Source organism: Acinetobacter sp. SA01 (genome assembly GCF_011319235.1).
GTDB lineage: Bacteria > Pseudomonadota > Gammaproteobacteria > Pseudomonadales > Moraxellaceae > Acinetobacter.
On record NZ_WXXM01000008.1, the window covers coordinates 60,137 to 78,702 of the forward strand.

The window sequence follows — 18,566 nt, forward strand, 5'->3', positions numbered from 1 at the left end:
AATCACATGTTTTATACCGTTTTAGCTTATCTCTGGCAGTATGTGACCCATCCCAAAGCCATTATTGCACTATCTGTATTAGTGGCATTGTTGTCTTCTTATCATACTATTCCGCGAAATATTTTTTGGGCATTGTTTGCAGCTTATATTTTAATCATTATCGGCTATGGCATTTATAGACTGGTGCAAAAAAAACGCCATATTCAACAGGGTGCTGTGCTTGCAGAAGCAATTGAAAATAATACACAAGTAGAATATGACAAGCAGAAAAATATGCAAGACTTACAGTTGATTAGCCAGCAAATGAAAGAATCGATCCAGATGATTCGCAAATCAAAGTTGGGGAATCAAAAAGGCAACGCAGCTTTATATGGATTACCTTGGTATATGGTGATTGGGAATCCTGCTGCAGGTAAAAGTTCAGCTATTTTTCATTCGGGTCTCAAATTTCCGTTTGAAAATTCCCATCAAAAAAGTGTTTCTTCTGGCCTGAGCGGGACAAGAAACTGTGACTGGTTTTTCTCTACCAAAGGGGTATTGCTGGATACTGCCGGGCGTTATTCAGTTTATGCCGAAGATCAAGCTGAATGGTTAGGCTTTTTAAATTTATTAAAGAAAAGCCGTAGTCAGGCACCTGTTAATGGTTTAATTGTGGTAGTCAGCATTGCAGAACTGATCAGCCAAAGTCCTGAACAATCCATAAAACTGGCTAAAAATTTAAGAGCACGCGTTCAAGAGATTACGGAACGTTTAGAAATATTTGCCCCCATTTATGTTGTGTTTTCCAAAATGGATTTGATTGCAGGATTTAGCGAATTTTTTGAATGTTATGATGTTGATGAATTTGATCAGGTATGGGGTGCGACCTTAAAATATGAGCCAGATTCCATGCAGAATGTAATGGCACTTTTTGAACAGCATTATGCTGTTTTATATGAAGGTTTAAAAGGGTTAAGTACCACACATCTTAGCCGACGTCATAGCCAGAATATTTCTCCCAGTGTAATGACATTTCCTTTAGAGTTTAAAAGCTTAAAACCGGTACTTAAAACTTTTATAGGGACTTTGTTTGAAGATAATCCCTACCAGTTTAAACCTGTATTTCGTGGCTTTTATTTTACCAGTGCCTTACAACAGGGTGTTATTGAAAGTCCAATGACCCAGCAAATGGTCCAGAATTTTCAATTATCACCAAGCTTAAATAGTGAAAATCCTGTACCGGGTCATTCAGTTTCACAGCATCATGGTTACTTTTTGAAAGGTCTATTTTCAGATGTGATTCTGAAAGACCAGCATCTGGTTAAACAGCATATTAATCCTAAACGCAAGAAACAACGCTACTTTGCTTTTATTGCGGCCTTGCTGGGGATTTCTATAATATTAAGCTTGTGGATCTGGTCATATCGAAATAATCAACAGCTGATCGCCGATGTTCAGGCCGATTTAGACAAGGTCTTACAGTTGCAAAAGCAATCAGGCCAACAACTCTCTACACAGCTGAATGCTTTACTGATTTTACAGGAGCGTATGCAACAGCTTGATCAATTTGAAGAAAATCAACCTATTCAGTTTGGTTTTGGACTGTATCAAGGCAATACATTGCGAGAAAAATTACAAGGCGAATATTTAGCGGGAATTAAACAACTGCTTTTGCAGCCAACCCAGCAGAATATTGCGCAGTATTTACGGCGTATAAAAAGTAATGAAGCTACTTTAAAAGCCAATCATGTCAATGTAGAAATAAAACAAGGAGTGAAAACTCAGCAATATCTAGACCCTTCCGAAACCAATCCGCAAGATGCTTATAACGCTTTAAAGGCTTACTTGATGCTGAGTAATCCTCAATATATGGATTCAAGCCATTTAGGTGATCAGCTGACACGTTTCTGGCGTCCCTGGTTGGACTCAAACCAGGGGAAAATGCCACGCGGTGAAATGATCCAGAAAGCCGAGCAAATATTATCCTATAGCATTACACTGGCAAATGATCAGAAATTTCCTATGCTTGAAGCTGATTCTTTGCTGGTTGACCAGACCCGTCAGGTTTTGCTGGCTGTCATTCGCGGAATGCCTGCACGGGATCGCGTATATAACGAAATTAAAATGCGTGGTGCAGTGCGTTATCCTGCTGTAACGATAAAACAGCTCGTTGGGGAAAATAACCAAAATACCGTACTGGGAAGTTATGCCTTACCGGGCATGTTTACTTATAAAGCCTGGAATGAATATGTAGAAAAAGCCATCGATGATGCTGCGAACCGTCCAACCGATAGCAAGGATTGGGTGTTAAATAGTACTCAATCGGATGATCTCACCTTTAGCGGTAGCCCAGACCAGATTCGTAAGCAGTTAACTACATTATATAAACAGCAATATATCGCTGAATGGCGCAAATTTTTAAATGGCATTTACTATGCAAAAGCCCATAATTTTAACCAGCAAACAAAAAATATGGAAATCTTGGGTGAGCCAGAAAATTCACCTATACGTACCATTATTGAGCGAGTAACTAAAGAAACTAGCTGGGATAATCCAATGGTTCAGGCAGAGCTGGCTACACCGAAAACCGGTTTCATGGCTTGGTTTAAATCGAAAATTTTAACCCGGGATGAACCTAAAGTTGCACAACAGGCATCAAACCAAGTCCAGGGCGTCATTGCAAAAGAATTCCGAATGTTCTATCAACTGGTTCGTAAACGTGATGATCAACAAAATAAATCTTTATTAGATGAATACATGCAATCATTGGCGCAGGTGAGGAGCAAGTTCAATGATCTTAAAAGTGCAGGGGAGATTGGTCCCGCAGCCATCATTTTAGTCAAGCAAACAATTAATAATCAGAACTCTGTTTTTAATCAGAGTCAAAAAATGATTGATGAAAAAATGACTGTTGGCTTGAATGAGCCGGATCAGCAGGTTTTACAAAAATTATTGATGAGCCCATTAACTCAATCTTTTGATTGTTTATTGATTCCTGCTCAACATGAAATGAATAAATTATGGATGATACAAGCCAATCAACCGTTTACCGCTAACTTAAGTCAAAAATATCCATTTAATCCTTCTGCGAGCTTACAAGCAACTCGTCAGGAAATCAGTCAGATTTTAGGTGAAAACGGCAGTATTGCACGTTTTGTCAAAGAGAATCTCGATCCACTGATCATTCGTCGTGGTTATCTATTAACGTCTAAAACCTGGAAAGATTTGGGGATTAGTCTAAATCCACAATTTGTGATGAATTTCCAAAGTTATGTTGCTCCTAATAATGGCATGGCCACGGGTGAATTGAATCAAACAACGGTAACAGCTGCAGTCAATCAATCAAATTTCCAGTTTTATCCATTAGAAAATCCACAACTGCTTTCTTATACCATTGATATTGATGGTCAAAGAATGGTTTACGAAAATGGCATTCAACAATGGGTGAATTTTGTCTGGCCAAATCAAGGATCTATGCCTGGCGCACGTATTACAGTGGTGGATTTACAAGGACAAACTTATACCATTTTTGATGAACCTGGTGAGTATGGTATTAATCGCCTCATTGATCATGCACAGCGGACTCAACGTGGCAATAGTTTTGAGATGATCTGGAAAGACCAGCAAAACCCTAGTTTAGCTGTGAAAGTAAATTTCCGTTTGATTAGTGGTAATTCAGGACAGATTGGCTCAAGTCGAGGTTATGCCGGCATGCAACTGGTTGATCAGATCGTAAATGATAAATCGGTTCGTGTTGTTTCAGCACAGACAGCTCCAGTACCTGTAACTGTGGTTAAAACAAATACAACTGCTACCTTGGCAAGTATGAAGAGTGCTGGAGCTACACCATAATGAACAAAATGCAGGATTGCTGCTCTAGAACAGGCTTTATAAGCCCATTTATTTAAGTCTTAGCCAAGGCATGGACCTGTTTAGACAAACCTTTTTTAGTGAATAGAATATTATGAAAAAAAAATATATTAAAAATATTTCTCAGCGCTTTTTTTTAATTTTAAGTTTATCTGTAGTGGCGCATGCGGAAACGGTTGTCATTGAGGGAGCTGTACCCAATGAAGCAAGTAAACAGGTAATTTTAACTAAAATGTACCTTACGTATGGGCAAGAAAATATTGTAGATAAGATTCAAGTTCGTGCTGTTACTGCGCCTAATGGCTGGAGTAATACGATTGCTCATGTCATTACAGATGATTTAAAGAAAGTTAAACAGGGCAAACTGAGTGTACGCGGTACGCAAATGGATTTATCCGGGAAAATGAGTAATCCTAATGACATTCAGCTGACGACTACAAAATTTCAAAGTCTTGTATCTGCTCCTTATCACTTAACTACACGATTATCAGTCAACCAAGCTGAACAGCAAATGATTGATGCTGCATTAAAACACCGTATTATTGAATTTGAATCTGGAAGTGCCGTGCTAACTGCATCAGGTACAAAAATTTTAGATGAAATGTCATTAGCATTAAAGAAAGTGGATGGCAAGAAAGTAAAGGTGATTGGTCATACGGATAGCTCTGGTGATACAAATAAAAACCTGATTCTAAGCCAACGGCGTGCAGCAGCAGTTAAAAACTATTTAATTGGGAAAAATATTGCAGCTGAAAATTTAACCACAGAAGGTTTTGGTTCAAATCAACCTGTTGCTGACAATATCACTGCAGAGGGACGTCGGAAAAACCGTCGTATTGAGTTTGAGGTTCAATAGCTGTTTCCCATAAGTCCTTTGTATTTATCTCTAAGCTTGGTTTTAAGCAGTGTTTTAAAATCAAGCACATGAGAAAAATAAAGAGAGTTTCAACAATTATGGAAGACTTTAATAAATATTTATATTTAATATTCTATGAAATAAGGAAGCTGTTCACTTCCTTATTCCTTTTATGATCAAGCATCCTGAATTCTATGCCAGGGTTTTGCCTGTTCAATTTCATAGGCCAATTCAATTAAAGTTTTTTCATCCCCAATATTGGCAGAAAGTTGCATGCTAATCGGTAAGCCATCCACTTGCGTTTGTCCCATTGGGATCGACATGCCAGGAGCACCCACCACATTTTGAATTGGAGTAAAAGTAACGTAATTTTGAATCCGATCAAATAATTGATCAAAGGGAAGCCGAGGCGATAGGTAACCAATTTGTGGCGTCGTATGCGCTAATACGGGAGAAAGCAGAACGTCATACTGGCTAAAAATGTCTTGATACTGTTGTTGCATTCTTTTTAAACGATACAAAAATAGCGGCGTTTTGTAAAAATTCTTCTTATAGAGTCCGGCAAGTCCTACCGTTAAATTATCCAGCTGTTTGACATTAAACCCAGCCCCAAACGCCTTTTTGCCAAAAGTTTGCAGCATAAAGGATAAAAAGCCCCAATATTCACTAAAATCGTCAACAAAGCTAATCGAGATAGGCAACTTAAACTCTTCAACATGATGACCCAAATCTGCAAGTAATTTCGCAGTCTGGTTTAGGGTGGATGATGTTTCCTGATCAATTTGGCCTGTGATGGATTGAGTAACCAGACCAATGCGTAAACGGCGCTGGATCGGCTGTTCGATTAGACCAATTTTAGGCAGTTTTTTATTATAAAATCTTTGCTCCATACCGGCATAAAAATAAGCCGTATCACGGACACTACGGGTAACTACACCTTCACTAATGATATTGATGGGTAAAGAACGTGCTGCATCACTATCAAAAGTACGACCGCGACTGGGTTTAAGACCAATCAAACCACAACAGGCAGCGGGGATGCGAATTGAACCGCCACCATCATTAGCATGCGCAATAGGCACTACACCTGAGGCCACCATTGCAGCAGAACCACCGGAAGATGCACCGCAAGAATAGTCCGTATGCCATGGATTGAAAGTCGCACTGCCATCTTTAAACTCTGTGGTGGCATTTAAACCAAATTCTGGCATGGTCGTTTTGCCTAAAACGACAAATCCCTGGTCTAAAAATTGTTGACTGATCTTGGGGTTAATTAATACAGTATTGCCATTTACTGCTTTAGAACCATGACTGGTTGTAAGGCCCTGATAATCGGTATTGTCTTTAAAAAAGAAGGGGACACCTGCAAAAATTCCTGTCTGTCTGAAACGTGGCTTTGCTAAAGCACGCTCAAAACATTCAAGCTGAATCGCATTGAGATGCGGATTAACACGTTGTGCACGTGCAATTGCCGCTGCGGTGACTTCCTGTACAGAAGCCTGTTTATCACGAATTAATTGTGCGATACCCACGGCATCTAGATCGCTCATTACATCATTATCAAATGCATGAATACGTTTAGAATTTTGTGATTCCATATCATTATTATAGCCCCATATTTCCCAATATTTTTGTTTTTCATTTGGTCTAATTTTAATCAGCATAAGCGCAGACTACTGATCAATGAATCATTTTACAGCATAATGACAATATTCGCTGTCAATTTAAACTAATCATCCACGATAACGCTTTGCAGCGTAGAAATAACCTTGTCCAATGAATGTTGAATTGAATCAGACCATGAAAATGAACAATTAATTCTTAAATAATGCTGTTTTTGTGCGGTGATGTTAAAAAGTTGACCAGGTGCAATGCCAATTTGCTGCTGGATGAGGGTTTCATAAATGCACATGCTATCTACATTTTTAGGCAGTTTAAGCCATAAAAAATAACCACTTGGATGATATTCAACTTTACATCTGGCTGGTAAATTCAACTCTAAATATCTATAAAATAACAATTTATTATGCTGTAAATTTTTACGTAAATTGCGCAGATGTTTTTCATAATGAAAATTGGATAAAAATTCTACTAAAGCGCTTTGCAGTAAGGAATTGACTGAAATCGTGCTCATTAATTGCAGATGCTGAATATGCTGTGAGTATTTCCCGGCATGTACCCAACCCACCCGAAACGTCGCCCCCAGGGTTTTCGAAAAAGAAGAGCAGTGCAGAACTAAATTATTTTGATCATAATAAGTCATGGGTAACGGCTTTTTATGGCCAAAATACATTTCCTCATACACATCATCTTCAATCATATGAACTTGATATTGATGTAATAATTTTGAAATTTGAAACTTTATATCCTCTGAAACGGTAAAACCTACCGGATTATGGCTATTTAGCATGAACCAGCAGAGTTTGATCGGATAGGTTTTTAAGATATGTTCAAAAGCTTCCAGGTCAAATCCATGTTTTGGATGTTCAGGAATAGTGACCACTTTTAGGCCTAATCGTTCAGCCGCTTGCCAGGCACCATAAAAAATATTTTGCTGCAGGATAATATAGTCACCAGGTTTGGCAATCGCTTGTAAGGCCAGGTTTAGTGCATCCAAAGCACCAGATGTAATGACAATGTCATCTGGATCAGTGGGTATGCCTTGCATACAATAGCGTTGGGCAATCAGTTTGCGTAATGAAAAATTTCCTGGGGGCAAACTATCAATGGCATCATAACTTTTTTTATTACGTGCGATTTGCCCCATAATTTGCGTTAGTTTTTTGGAATAGACCAAATCACTGTCTGGAAATGCCGAACCAAATGGAACGATGTGTTCGCCTTGAATGGATTTGAGATATTTAAAAATTAATGAATTGATCTCAATATTTGAATTGAGAGAAACAATTAAAGGTGCATTGTGTTCATGGTCTGCATATGTATTTGCAATGTAGTAGCCAGATTTTTCTTTCGCGTAAATTAAACCTCTAGATTCAAGCTCTTGATAAGCATTCATCACGGTAATCAGGCTAAAACCGGAAAGCTGCACTTGTTCACGTAAAGAAGGGAGTTTTTCATGGGCTTTCAGTGAGCCACTTTCTATCAATTGTCTTAATTGATGAGCAAGCTGTTCTGACTTATACATATTAAAAGATAACTGATGAAAAGTGACTGTATATAAATATAGCAATATTTAATTAATATTAAAGTATTTTTATAACAGATTTTTAAAAAATACTGATCTGTTATAAATTTTATAATTGATGTTGTATCTATTAAGTTTAAAAGAATTTGCGATACTGGCGAATACTTCATGCAAACGTGTGATGAAGGTAGATAAAATGTTGAAATGGAGTGACAAATGTTTGAAATATCGCAACTTAATTTGATCCATCAGTTGCTGTCAGGATACGAAATTTCTCCGCAGGTTAAAAGATTACTTAAGCAAAAATATTTGAATGTTGAAGCCACAGTATTGAGAGCAAAAAAGCTCAGAGAGATAGAGAAAGCAGGGCAGATTGTGATCCTGCAAGATCCTATTACAGAGCATATTGAAGATTTAGCCTATTTATTCTCACCATTTATATTGTCGAATCTGAATCAGAAGGTGATTTATCATACAGTTAAAAATGAACAAAGTTTGAGCATTTTATCGCGCTATTATCAGGCAAACCAGAGCAACCTTAGTTTTAATTTTGATGAATTATTGGATAGTCTGGGACTATCTATACAATTAAATGATGATGAAATGAGCCAGAAAGATTCATTTTATTTAAATTTAATCAATAGTTTATGTAACTCAAAAGTATCTAGAATAATTTGTATTACACGTTTAGATATTAATCTGGAACTAATTGATCTTATTGCTCATTCTTTGCATGTGAAAATTCAGGTTATCTCGCTGGAACAACAATCTGAATACTTAGACATAAATAAAATCAATATGTTACAGTTATTATTTAAGAATAAAAATGATGACTATATTCATCTTTGTACAAAGCTTTCTAAAATTAATGCCAAATTACTGAAAATATTAGATTTATATAGCTTTGATCAAGCACAATTACTGGTAGATGATATGTTTTATTCAGAACATATTTTTGAAAAACTTTCAGTTTATGGTGAATATATGCAAACTAAAATTCAATATCATTGAACTAAAAAGCAGCATACTTAATAAAACATGCTGCTTGACCATAGCTTTACTTATGTATTAGTTATGTAGAAATTAGGGAAGATATGAGTTATCTGCGCCAACCACAAATGCGACCCCAATACAGAACAATAAAGCGTAAATTCCAAACCAAATAATGGCTCGCTTGAAAGCCTTATCTGAAATTTCACTGTCAGCGTATTTTTGCTGCTTTTTTGGTTCTTGATTGTTCATCAGGCTATCTCAATTTATCTATCTGTTAGATTGATTATTGACGATGTAACAGCGTATCTATAGATACAAAAAAGTGAAATATTTATATAACAGTTATAGATACCGGAATATCAAACAGTCTGCTTCGATAATCGTAAAGGTGCGTATTCTAAAAGCGGACATTTTTACTTTGGAGAAACCGGACATTTCTATTTTAGCTTACAACATTATTTCGTATAATGTATATTATGTTAAATAAGATATCTAAGATTGCGCCCTACATAACTTAGCCGTTGGCGCAACTTCACTACTGAAATCCGATTCCTGATTAGATATATTCTAAATGACCAGTATCAATACTTTAATCTAGATATAGACTAATCCTCCGCACTAAAATAAAAAACCTGCTTTATCGATTTTCAGCACCTAGCCAATAGCGATATAGGAATAAGTCCCTTATCGCTGTTCACTGGATGGCTAAGATCAAGAGTAAAATTTTAAGGCAGATAATCTGATTTTAATGATTTGCTGAATCACTTTGAATACGGCCATCGACCAGATTAATGGTGCGATCACAGGTTGCTGACAGACGTGGATCATGCGTTACCAGCAATACCGCACAATCGCGTTCGCGATGCACTTTACGGAACAGTTCGAACATTTCTGCAGCCGTATGGGTATCCAGATTCCCTGTCGGTTCATCGGCCAACAATAATGCTGGTTCCGTAATCAGTGCCCGAGCAATCGCCACCCGCTGTTGCTGTCCTCCCGAAAGTTCATTCGGTTTACGATCCGCAAACTGTTCCAGACCGACTGCAGCAAGCAGTTCACGCGCTCGCTCCAGTGCCTGTTTGTCCGGCTTGCCATGTGTCAGCATTAACGGCATAAGTACATTGTTTAAGGCAGTAAAAGCCTGAATAAGATGATGAAACTGAAACACGAAACCGATACTGTTGCCGCGTAGCGCAGTACGTCCGGCATCATCCATGCGACTGGTTGGCTGACCCAGCAAATACAGCTCACCACTGCTGGGTTTATCCAGCAAACCTAAAATATTCAATAAGGTACTTTTACCGGAACCGGATGGACCAATCAGAGCAGCAAAATCATTGCGTGCGATACGCAAATCGATTCCATGCAATACTTCAACTTCATTGGGCTGCCCGATATTATAAGATTTATGCAGCGCTTCTAGACGCAGTACTTCCTGAGACTGATCAGACATGACGAATCGCCTCCACAGGGTCCAATGCTGCTGCCCGGCGCGATGGTATCGCAGCAGCCAGTACGCCAGTCAGCGTAGCCAGTAACAAGGCCAGTATTACCAGATTGATCGAAAGAGGAATGTAAAACAGACCCGGGCCAAAGGTGTTGAATATCCACACCAGACCATAACTGACCGCACTGCCTAAAACTGAACCCAGCAGGCCAAATATTGCGCCCTGAAACAGGAAAATTCGTAAAATTTGCAATTGGGTCGCGCCAGTCGCGCGTAAAATACCGATTTCCCGGGTACGCTGCACCACGCTGACCGACATGACGCTGGCTATTCCAAATGCCACGGAAATTGCCACAAAGATAATAATCATATTGGTTGACAGGCTCTGAGCTGTAATCGCATTCATGAGCTGAGCATTGGTTTTAATCCAGCTCTCGGCTTTTAATGAGGTCAAGCGTCCTATCTGTGCAGCAATATTGTCTGCCTCAAAAATATCTGAAATGGTCAGGTCAATCACTGTAACTCCACCAGGTAAACTGAGTAAAGACTGTGCCTGTTTCAAGTCCAGATACACATATCGCGCATCCAGTTCGCGTACCCCAAGTTCAAAGATCCCTGCCACATTGACCAATGCACTGTTCTCCCGCCCCGTATCCAGCCGTAACTTGCTTCCCACCTGTACACCCAGATCTTTGGCGAGCTGACTGCCAATCATTACATCGTCTGCACCGATGCGCAACTGACCACTCAGCAGATATTCTTTCAGTGGGATAATCTGTTGATAACGTTCAAGATTAATACCCACCAAGGCAACTGATTGAATGGCATCCCCACGTTGCACAAAGGCCGGCCCGGATACCACTGGAGATACGGCGGTCAGTACCGGTAACTGATCTAAAGTCTCAGTAATCTGCTGCCAGTTGTTAATTGAGCGCAGGCGCTGTGCACGCTTGTCTTCCTGCAATAATTGCACCGTCCCTGCAGCAGGCGGCACAATTTGGTTCACCTCATCCGGTGAAAGCAAACGGATATGCGCCTGAGTACCCAAAGTACGTTCGACAATATTCGACTGCAATCCTTGAATTAAAGCACTGATAAAAATGATGACAGCCACACCCACTGCAACACCCACAGTAATCATGATGGATTGTGCACGGCCTTCACGCAAAAAACTGATTGCGATTGTCCATTCTGTCCAAAGCCGCCCGAAAAAGTTTTTCAATCGAATTTCACCGGTAATTCATTTTTACTATCTGTATCATCAGCCTGATGATTCCAGGGTGTTTTTTGCTGTTTTAAGCGTACCCTCGCACCCTCTGTTAAGGGTGCTTCGGCATTGGCCAGCACCTGATCACCATCACTTAAACCTGAAACCACTTCTGACATGGCTAGGCCACGTAAACCTAAGCTGACTTGCTGATGTTTTATTTTTCCATCACGTACCAATAGCACACTGGCCTTATCGCCTTTGATACTGCTTAAAGCATCATTCGGAATAGCCAATGCCCGTTCTCGTCTGTTGGTCTCGATATTCACCGACACCGTCATATCCTGACGCAGAAAATCAGGCACCGGATCGACGGCTAAGCGAACCTCTACCGTACCACGCTGCGGGTCAATGCTTGGCGCTATAAAATTGATCCGGGCCGGAAAAGCTTGATCCGGATAGGCATCGGAAATGACCGTTGCCTTTTGCTGTAAAGCAAGTTGCGGTAAATTTCGCTCATCTAAAGGCACCCGAATTTCTGTATTGCCCTTCAATGCGATGCTAAATAAAGTCTGACCCGGTTGGATCAGATCACCCGGTTCCACATCCAGAGTGAGTACCGTACCGGTGACTGTAGAGCGAATTTTAGTTTTGGCCAGTTGAGCCTGGGCTGCAGCAAGTTGTTCACGAAGCTTGGCTTCCTCGACTTGACCCGGTGCCAATGCTACTGTTTTTAGACGTACTGTTTCAAAATTATTGCGGGCGACTCTTTCCGCTTCCACGGCCTGTTCTATTTCTTCTGCTGAGAGTATGCCAGCTTCTAGATTACGTCTGCGTGCTGCTTCCCGACTGGCCTGTTCGAGCTGGGCTTTGGCGGTGGCCAGTTCTGCTACTGCCTGTGGACGCCGGCTGGTTGCGAGTTCGGTCAGAGCCACTTCGGCTTGTCGTACCTGTGCAAGCAGTTCATCCGATTTTAGGACAAGCAGTAAATCACCCGGCACCACCTGATCACCTTCCTGTACAAACCGATCAAGAACGACACCGGTAATTTCGCTGCCCACCTGAGCACGTGATACGGTCGCTACACGGCCAGTAGCTACCACATTTTGCACCAGAGGCCTGTATGTCAGGGTATATCCTGGTAACACAGGTCCCTGCCACCATCGAAATAGAGCATAGCTTGCTGCAAGTATGAGCAGCAGGATGATAATCACAAATTTATAGCGAACAACGCGCAATGAATCTCTCCAGTTCAGCTTAAGAGCTTGGTACATCTAACAGCAAGTACTGTTGCTCTGTAGAATTGTATGCTTCAACTTGTTATTGACAATAAGATTTTTTGAAAAGCCTCATGAAATTAAACCATTACACTCTGGTGGTGATCGGCCGGTTGTGAATTGGCTAGGATTCAAATAAGTCATATAAAGATAAACGAAAAATAACCCCGCTTACACCTATTTCCGTATTTTTACTACTTTAAAATTCATAAACCAGTTTAACTTAAACGGAAGGGTCGCCCAAATTCCAGATATCTCTATTAATCTTTTGATAGACCTTATCGTGACTATGCACTAATTTTCACTGTGCGAAATTCAGTAATAGAAAATGAGGATCTGTTGATAATTCGTCTATATTTGCGAGTGCAAGTATTTTTTAGAGGATGTGAGGCAAGAAATACTAAATTTAGTCATTCTAAACGAGTGGTTCACAATGAGGTAATAGCAAAAAAGATCTGGTCCTCTGGCTGTGCTTTGTTCTGGCTCAGGTTTCGGCTCTCAAATGATCACAATATACATATAAAAATAGACCCCTTACTATGTAGTACATAATAAGAGGTCTTTATTTAGGGGACTATTAGAAGTTATAGATTGCAACTGCATTTAAGCGGTTGTCTTCACCTGTCTTGCTAGCAAAAGTTTCGCGTTCACCATAGACATATTCAAGACCAAAACTCAAAGGCTTGGTTGGGCTATAAAAAACATTTGCCCAGGCTTGCCAGAGGTCTTTATTGGCTGTAACTGCACTTCCAGGAGCATCCAGATAATTTTGATCTTTATCAAAAGTCATATAGCCGTAGCCCAAAGTGCCATGTAATTTGTCACTAAATTTTTGGGTAACACCTAGCATAATAGAATCAAATTCATTTTGTACAAGACTACCATCTGCTTCTACAACAACACCTTTATTGGCAAATGATACGAAGCTGCTATCGCCTTTAACATGGTAATAATCTGCTTTTAAGGTGGTACCAGGTACAACATCATACTTTGCACCTACACCTACCCCCCATGCCATTTCTTCTTCAGAATTGATACGCTTTTCATGGCCCATGGCACGTACGCTGACATTCAAGTTATCTGCAAATTGATGATTTAAACGTGCGGTTAACGCCGGTAAACGCTGAGTGATCACCTTATCAGTAACCAATTTATCTTTAGGATCTTCAGCAGCTAATACCAAATTGGTTTGTGGATTAAATTTGGCGGTATAACGCACTTGTGGTGTACGTTTCACAGCACCACCAACGTATGCATTTGCATCAATGGTTTCTGGCATATAATCCGGTACTGCAAAGTTTGACCAGGTTTGCCCCAACAGCCAGTTACCATAATTTACATAGGCATGACGGATACGCAGATTATCGAAGTTGGCTCCACCCAAAAAGTCGACTTCAATTTTACCCTTGACCTCTTGCTCAGCAGCCTGAGTTTTAAAATCAAGACCTAAACGCGTTGCAGATAAAGTCGAGCTTAAACGATCGCTATTTCCGGCAGTACCTTCCAGTGCCACGTTATTGATCTGGTTATATGGCCAATCGATAGGACCGCCGTCAACCTTATAAGAGGCATCTAAACGCACGTTACCATATAAATTAAACTCGGCACCTTTGGCAGTTTTTAATACAGGGTTCGCTGGCACAGTTGCTGCAGTACGTTGTACGTTAGCAATTGCTGTTGCAGTTTGTGCATTCTGTACTTTTTGCTGCTCCACCAAACTACGTAAAGCCTGAACTTCCTGTCTAAGCTGTTCAATTTCATTTTGCTGCTGGGTTTGTGCTTGCGCTGCAACACTCATCCCTCCCATGCTTAATGCAATCATGCTCATCATGAGCGTACGCTGCATATTTGGTCGAACCGTTGTTGCTTGTAAATCAGTTGTTTGGGTTAATATTTCCGCGTTCATCCTAAACTCGCTTGTTATTGTGCCGTCAAATTCTAGCAACAGATCACCATCGCTTACGATGGCGATCTATATCATTGATGACAGTAGATTAATGGAAAGGTAAAGAAATTATTGGGTTGATTCTTGTGCAACTAGATTGCTGTTTGCACTAGACTCTGTAAGGGCTTTTGCATCCACAGAAGCTTTTAAATTCACCATTAAGATTGCTAACGCCGCAATTACACCTGGAATCGCAATAGCAAAGAAGTTCATTTGGTGGGGTAAGTTCATGGTTAATAATGCACCTGTTAATACTGGCCCAACAATTGCGCCAATACGACCAATGCCTGATGCCCAGCCCATTCCGGTAGAACGTACAGTTGATGGGTAGTACTGTGCTACGAAGGTGTATAACAAGATTTGTGAACCAATGGTTGCTGCACCTGCTACTGAAATTAAGGTATACAACACGATTTGTGGGCTGTTAAAACCAAGTAAAATTAACGCTGCTGCACCGCATATAAACATAATCACGAGTACTTTTTTGATATGGAAGCGGTCAGCCAATGCACCACCACCAATCGCGCCAATCATGCCGCCAATATTCAAGGCAAACAGGAAGATCATACTTGCGCCCAGTGAGTAACCTGCTTGGATCATCAATTTTGGCAACCAGCTGCCTAATGCATACACCATCAATAAGCACATGAAGAATGCAATCCAGAACATGAAAGTACTGAAACTACGGCCTTGCTGGAATAATGCTTTGAGTGGAGCTTCATCGCCTTTTAACACGTCATTCAGGACAAATTGCGTATCTTTTTGAATACTGAGTTGAGGCGCAATTTTCTGGATAATGCCATGCGATTTTACGGTCTGATTTTTCACAGTTAAATACATCAACGATTCAGGTAGGAACATCCAGATAACCGGCAAAAGTAATAATGGAGTACCGGCAAGAAGGAACATGATTTTCCAGCCAAACTGCGGTACCAACCATGCGCCCAATAATGCAGACGACATTCCACCAATCGCATAACCACTAAACATCAGGGCAACAAGCGTGCTGCGGATACGTTTTGGTGCATATTCGGTCATGAGGGCAACCACGTTTGGCATTACGCCACCAATTCCCAAACCGGCTAAGAAGCGAAGAATACCGAACTCAGTAGGGTTACTGGCAAAAGAACCTAAAAAGGTAAAACCACTGAAAAGTGCAACACAGATCATAATGGTTTTTTTACGGCCAATCTTGTCAGAGAGAGTACCAAAGCTCATGGCACCGAACATCATGCCGAATAATGCGGTACTGGCAAGTAAACCCGCCTGTACGGTACTGAGTGCCCATTCCTGCATTAACAATGGTAGAGCCACTCCGTAAATCACCAGGTCATAACCATCAAAAATGATGATCATCAGGCACCAGAATAAGACTCCCCAATGAAATTTCGTAAATTTAGCCTCATCGATCAGCGTATTAATATTCACTTTATTTGTAGACATCTCCACCTCCTAATTGTGAAGTTCAGTTTCTGGTGCTCACAATGCAGAAGATGCGAAAAAATGTCCAAAACTGAATAGGCATGTTTCTATACCTATAAAGTCTGGTTTAGGTCAAAATCCTGTATTTACTATGCTTTAGATATATTAAAGGCCATGAGACCCATCACCTTTTTATATGAAAATATTTTATTGAGTCTCATTATTTGGAGAAATTTTCTATATTTAAGGTTTTTAGGGTTGTTTTTTACTGTGCCTGATCAGAACACGGCACGATCATATTGCACCGCTTCCAGGTCATAAACCTGATATACCGCATCAAACAGGAACTGGATGTATTCACTTTCATCCATATTACGAATGGCCATAAAGACTGGACTCACCGCAAAACTGTCTAATATCGGTATAAAGTTTAAATGCGCCAATTTAATGTTTTTGGCACTTTCCGGCACCAGGCAAATTCCCTCTCCAGCGGCAACAAAACCGAGTGCAAGCTGCAGTTCACGTACTTCACGAACATTTTTGGGTTCCAGGCCATACTCGGAAAATATACCACGGACCTGACTGGCAAAATTGGCCTTGCCAGTATTGGGATACAAGAATAACTGGTGATCTACCAGTTCCGACAGGTTCACACCAGAACGCTGTCCTAAAGGATGGCTGGCATGCACTGCCGCTACAAGAGGCTCTTCACGAAGTAGTACACGTTTAATCGCAGGGTCAGAAATTCTTAAACGGCCAAAGCCGACATCAATCTTTCCTTCTTTAAGCGCCTGAATCTGCTCATAGGTATTCATTTCCATCATTTCAATCTTGAGATAAGGATGCTGCTGTTTAAAAAGAAACATGATGCGCGATAGCAAACCGAACAATAAAGAACCAACAAAACCAATGGTAATGGTCCGATCGGCAATCCCGATACGTTTCGTCATCGATTTTATTTCTTCAGCATTAGACAAAAGTTTAACCGCATGCTGATAAAAAAATTGTCCTGCTTCTGTAGTCTTAAGTGGGCGACTACCCCGCTCAAACAGCTGAATATCTAGCTCTTGCTCTAAATTTTGGATCTGTCGGCTTAAAGGAGGTTGAGCAATAAAGAGTTTTTCAGCCGCTTTGGTAAAACTTTGCTCTTCAACCACTGCAACGAAGTAACGTAGATGTCTAAGTTCCATAGTCAAAAATATCTTTAAAGTATAAAAAAATGCAAAATTGATCTTCGACCAATTAAAACTATTCCTTTAAGGTATATCACAAGACAGGCATAAAGCAAGATCGAGAATTTTAAAGATGTATAAGTCTATAGAAACGTTGCTGGTGGAAATTCCAACCATCCGTCCCCACAAGATGGCTGTCGCAACCATGCAAACCCAGACACTGGTGTTGGTTAAAATTACCACAGAAGATGGTTATGTAGGCTGGGGCGAAGCAACCACTATTGGTGGATTAGGCTATGGTGAAGAAAGCCCGGAAAGTGTCAAAGTTAATATTGATACTTATTTCGCACCGCTTTTAAAAACATTATCCGGTTTAAATGTTGCACAAACATTACAGGTAATCAAAAAAAATATTAATGGCAACCGTTTTGCCAAATGTGCCATTCAGACTGCCCTGCTGGATATTAAGGCGCAACGTCTCAACCTGCCACTCAGTGAAGTATTAGGTGGACGTTTACGTAACAGTATTCCGGTACTTTGGGTATTGGCCTCAGGTAATACCGAGAAAGATATTGCTGAAGCGCAGAAAATGATTGAGGCAAAACGCCACAATGTGTTCAAACTGAAAATTGGTTCACGCCCGGTTGAAGAAGATGTTGAACATGTACTGGCTATCAAGAAAGCCTTGGGCAAAGACATCTCGATTCGTGTCGATGTAAACCGTGCCTGGTCTGAGCTTGAAGCGATCAAAGGTATTCAGTTGTTACAAGATGGTGGTGTGGATCTGATCGAACAGCCATGTGCAATTGACAATCTGGATGCAATGCGACATCTGACTCGCCGTTTTGATGTGGCCATCATGGCAGACGAATCCTTGATGGGTCCGCACTCGGCTTATCAAATTGCACGTAACAATGGTGCATCAGTTTTTGCAGTAAAAGTGGCCCAATCGGGCGGTTTAGTTGAAGGTTGTGAGGTTGGAAAAGTCGCTAAACTGGCAGGTATCGACCTGTACGGCGGCACCATGCTGGAAGGCCCGGTGGGTACGATTGCCTCTGCTCATGTCTTCTCTACCTTTGAAAATCTGGCGTATGGCACCGAACTGTTTGGTCCATTGCTGCTTACCGAAAATATTTTGAAAACCCCGCTCAATTATCAGAACTTTGAACTTGAGATTCCGAACGGTCCAGGTCTGGGTATTGAGCTGGATGAAAACAAGATTGACAACTTACGTCGTCAGTAATCAGGAGAAA

General features: G+C 40.5%; 13 protein-coding genes. 4 read left to right on the forward strand and 9 right to left on the reverse strand.

Annotated features, from left to right (window positions below; translation table 11 throughout):
- Positions 1-6 precede the first annotated feature (6 nt).
- Complete coding sequence (gene tssM / locus GTU69_RS09235) at positions 7-3,831, forward strand: type VI secretion system membrane subunit TssM (protein ID WP_166169962.1); 3,825 nt, start codon at positions 7-9, stop codon at positions 3,829-3,831.
- A gap of 112 nt (positions 3,832-3,943) precedes the next feature.
- Complete coding sequence (locus GTU69_RS09240; protein ID WP_166169964.1) at positions 3,944-4,705, forward strand: OmpA family protein; 762 nt, start codon at positions 3,944-3,946, stop codon at positions 4,703-4,705.
- 176 nt (positions 4,706-4,881) lie between these two features.
- Here the strand turns inward: GTU69_RS09240 and GTU69_RS09245 are convergent, their stop codons facing one another.
- Together GTU69_RS09245 and GTU69_RS09250 are read right to left on the reverse strand one after the other, a co-directional pair.
- Positions 4,882-6,303: an amidase gene (locus GTU69_RS09245; RefSeq protein ID WP_166169965.1), complete on the reverse strand. Its 1,422-nt coding sequence runs from the start codon at positions 6,301-6,303 to the stop codon at positions 4,882-4,884.
- A gap of 131 nt (positions 6,304-6,434) precedes the next feature.
- Positions 6,435-7,850 carry a PLP-dependent aminotransferase family protein gene (locus GTU69_RS09250; protein WP_166169967.1) on the reverse strand — a complete coding sequence of 472 codons (1,416 nt, stop codon included), beginning with the start codon at positions 7,848-7,850 and terminating at the stop codon, positions 6,435-6,437.
- Positions 7,851-8,066: 216 nt separating this feature from the next.
- Between GTU69_RS09250 and GTU69_RS09255 the strand changes: the two genes are divergently transcribed.
- The gene (locus GTU69_RS09255; protein WP_166169969.1) at positions 8,067-8,861 is read left to right on the forward strand and encodes a hypothetical protein; all 795 of its coding nucleotides are present in this window, start codon (positions 8,067-8,069) and stop codon (positions 8,859-8,861) included.
- 72 nt (positions 8,862-8,933) lie between these two features.
- Here the strand turns inward: GTU69_RS09255 and GTU69_RS09260 are convergent, their stop codons facing one another.
- The 7 genes from GTU69_RS09260 to GTU69_RS09290 form a co-directional block, all read right to left on the reverse strand.
- Entirely contained in the window at positions 8,934-9,092 is a 159-nt protein-coding gene (locus tag GTU69_RS09260) for a hypothetical protein (protein ID WP_165493301.1), read from the reverse strand.
- A 496-nt stretch (positions 9,093-9,588) separates the two neighbouring features.
- On the reverse strand, positions 9,589-10,296 hold the full coding sequence (locus GTU69_RS09265) for an ABC transporter ATP-binding protein (protein ID WP_166169970.1): 708 nt from the start codon (positions 10,294-10,296) through the stop codon (positions 9,589-9,591).
- Entirely contained in the window at positions 10,289-11,512 is a 1,224-nt protein-coding gene (locus GTU69_RS09270; RefSeq protein WP_086196934.1) for an FtsX-like permease family protein, read from the reverse strand. Before GTU69_RS09270 ends, GTU69_RS09265 begins: the two co-directional genes overlap by 8 nt.
- Positions 11,509-12,735 carry an efflux RND transporter periplasmic adaptor subunit gene (locus tag GTU69_RS09275; protein WP_166169972.1) on the reverse strand — a complete coding sequence of 409 codons (1,227 nt, stop codon included), beginning with the start codon at positions 12,733-12,735 and terminating at the stop codon, positions 11,509-11,511. The genes GTU69_RS09270 and GTU69_RS09275 overlap by 4 nt, the downstream gene beginning before the upstream one ends.
- 616 nt (positions 12,736-13,351) lie before the next feature.
- On the reverse strand, positions 13,352-14,620 hold the full coding sequence (locus GTU69_RS09280) for a DcaP family trimeric outer membrane transporter (protein WP_166170092.1): 1,269 nt from the start codon (positions 14,618-14,620) through the stop codon (positions 13,352-13,354).
- Between the two features lie 168 nt (positions 14,621-14,788).
- Positions 14,789-16,162: an aromatic acid/H+ symport family MFS transporter gene (locus GTU69_RS09285; protein ID WP_166169974.1), complete on the reverse strand. Its 1,374-nt coding sequence runs from the start codon at positions 16,160-16,162 to the stop codon at positions 14,789-14,791.
- 257 nt (positions 16,163-16,419) lie between these two features.
- Positions 16,420-17,331, reverse strand: coding sequence for a LysR family transcriptional regulator (locus tag GTU69_RS09290; RefSeq protein ID WP_166169976.1), 912 nt, complete (start codon positions 17,329-17,331; stop codon positions 16,420-16,422).
- A gap of 115 nt (positions 17,332-17,446) precedes the next feature.
- Here GTU69_RS09290 and GTU69_RS09295 point away from each other — a divergent pair, with 115 nt between their 5' ends.
- A complete protein-coding gene (locus GTU69_RS09295; RefSeq protein WP_166169978.1) occupies positions 17,447-18,556 on the forward strand; it encodes a muconate/chloromuconate family cycloisomerase in 1,110 nt (369 codons plus the stop codon).
- The last annotated feature ends 10 nt before the right edge of the window (positions 18,557-18,566 follow it).

Bases quoted from the DNA above. Each gene is read 5' to 3' on its own strand.
- GTU69_RS09290 (WP_166169976.1), bottom strand. From the start codon at position 17,331: ATGGAACTTAGACATCTACGTTACTTCGTTGCAGTGGTTGAAGAGCAA.
- tssM (WP_166169962.1), top strand. From the start codon at position 7: ATGTTTTATACCGTTTTAGCTTATCTCTGGCAGTATGTGACCCATCCC.
- GTU69_RS09295 (WP_166169978.1), top strand. From the start codon at position 17,447: ATGTATAAGTCTATAGAAACGTTGCTGGTGGAAATTCCAACCATCCGT.
- GTU69_RS09280 (WP_166170092.1), bottom strand. From the start codon at position 14,620: ATGCAGCGTACGCTCATGATGAGCATGATTGCATTAAGCATGGGAGGG.
- GTU69_RS09245 (WP_166169965.1), bottom strand. From the start codon at position 6,303: ATGGAATCACAAAATTCTAAACGTATTCATGCATTTGATAATGATGTA.
- GTU69_RS09255 (WP_166169969.1), top strand. From the start codon at position 8,067: ATGTTTGAAATATCGCAACTTAATTTGATCCATCAGTTGCTGTCAGGA.
- GTU69_RS09260 (WP_165493301.1), bottom strand. From the start codon at position 9,092: ATGAACAATCAAGAACCAAAAAAGCAGCAAAAATACGCTGACAGTGAA.
- GTU69_RS09265 (WP_166169970.1), bottom strand. From the start codon at position 10,296: ATGTCTGATCAGTCTCAGGAAGTACTGCGTCTAGAAGCGCTGCATAAA.
- GTU69_RS09240 (WP_166169964.1), top strand. From the start codon at position 3,944: ATGAAAAAAAAATATATTAAAAATATTTCTCAGCGCTTTTTTTTAATT.
- GTU69_RS09250 (WP_166169967.1), bottom strand. From the start codon at position 7,850: ATGTATAAGTCAGAACAGCTTGCTCATCAATTAAGACAATTGATAGAA.
- GTU69_RS09285 (WP_166169974.1), bottom strand. From the start codon at position 16,162: ATGTCTACAAATAAAGTGAATATTAATACGCTGATCGATGAGGCTAAA.